This window comes from Nocardia sp. CC201C (assembly GCF_030010695.1).
In the GTDB taxonomy this organism is placed as follows: Bacteria; Actinomycetota; Actinomycetes; order Mycobacteriales; family Mycobacteriaceae; genus Nocardia; species Nocardia otitidiscaviarum.
The window spans coordinates 1-1,430 of record NZ_JASCXP010000718.1; the positions used below are offsets into that span (position 1 = coordinate 1).

Annotated in this window: 2 protein-coding genes; one reads left to right on the plus strand and one right to left on the minus strand. The window is 70.5% G+C overall.

The genetic code is table 11. The annotated features are described in order from the left end of the window. Nucleotides 1-195: 195 nt before the first annotated feature. The gene (locus tag QK444_RS36240) at nucleotides 196-783 is read right to left on the minus strand and encodes a GNAT family N-acetyltransferase (protein WP_282786631.1); all 588 of its coding nucleotides are present in this window, start codon (nucleotides 781-783) and stop codon (nucleotides 196-198) included. Between the two features lie 28 nt (nucleotides 784-811). Here QK444_RS36240 and sigJ point away from each other — a divergent pair. Further along, a partial coding sequence (gene sigJ, locus QK444_RS36245; RefSeq protein ID WP_282786633.1) for an RNA polymerase sigma factor SigJ occupies nucleotides 812-1,430 on the plus strand: 619 nt, incomplete at its 3' end.

Below are 1,430 nucleotides of genomic sequence, written 5' to 3' on the forward strand. Positions count from 1 at the left end.
GAGGCCGTACAGCTCGCCCGCAACCTCCTCGAGCGTCATGCCCCCAGCCTACGAGCGCCCACCCCGGATGTTTCGACCACCTCTGGTCGTTCGCCTCCGATCACTCCCGGTGGCTGGCCGCCCGTTGTATCGTGTCCGGCTGCGGAGCGGGCCGCACGTGGGTTCGCGGTTCGGCGTGGCGCGGTGGTCGGGTGTTCAATCGCGGTCGAATTCGGCGGGCCAGGCCGGGGCCTGGCCGGGTGGGTCGGTGGCGAGGCGGCCCGCGATCCAGATATCGCGGCGGATGCCGCGCTGCACCATGCCGCCGCGCAGGATGCCCTCGTAGCGGAAGCCGGTGCGGCGGACCACGGCCGCGGAGGGGTGGTTGCCCACCATGGCGCGCCATTCGAGGCGGCCGTAGCCGAAGGGTGTGGGGGCGAAGGCGGCGGTGCAGGCCAGATCCACGGCCTGGGTCATGAGGCCGCGACCGCGGACGGCGGGGCAGAGCCAGTAGCCGATCTCGGCGGTCTCGTCCTGCGGGCGGATGGTGGGGTGCAGGCCGATCATGCCCACCACCGGCCCGTCCGCCGCCGTCCGCACCGCCCAGGTGGGGCTGCGCGCGGCCCATCCGGGAATCACGATGTCGGTCACGAAGCCCTCGGCGTGTTCGCGCAGGTAGGGCACCGGCATGGTGGTCCATTCCCCGATGGACGGCTCCTGACAGCAGGTGGTGATGGCGTCGATGTCGTACACCGTGGGCGGCGTGAGCCAGACCGTTCCGTTCGACAGGGTGCTCGGGTCCATCGCCTCATGCTGGCATAGGATCACCACGGTGGTTGCCGCACTGCTCGCCGATTTGTTCGAATCCCATCGATCGCACCTGCTCGCGGTGGCCTATCGGCTGACCGGCAGCGTCACCGACGCCGAGGACGCGGTGCAGGAGAGCTGGCTGCGCCTGGCCACCACGCCCCAGTACGAGATCGAGGATCTGCGCGCCTGGCTCACCACCGTGGTCAGCCGCATCTGCCTGGATCGCCTGCGCAGTGCCGCGGTGCGCCGGGAAACCTATGTGGGGCAGTGGCTTCCGGAGCCGATCGTGACCGCGCCGAACCCCTCCAGCACCCCCGATCCGCTGGCCGCGGTGGTCCGCAAGCAGGACGCCCGCTTCGCGGCGATGATCGTGCTGGACAACCTCACTCCGCCGCAGCGCGTGGCTTTCGTTCTGCACGAAGCCTTTTCGGTGCCGTTCGACGAGATCGCCGATATCCTGGACATTTCCACCGACGCCGCTCGGCAGCTCGCCGCGCGGGCGCGCAAGGCCGCGGCGCGCAGCCCGGAGCCGGTTCCCGATCCTGAGCACGAGGCCGTCGTGCAGCGGCTCATCGAGGCCATGTATTCCGGTGACCTGGACCGGGTGGTGGCGGTGTTGCATCCGGACGCCCGCACCATCG

Excerpts from the sequence above, each read along its gene's own strand:
- QK444_RS36240 (WP_282786631.1), bottom strand. The coding sequence starts at position 783 with ATGGACCCGAGCACCCTGTCGAACGGAACGGTCTGGCTCACGCCGCCC.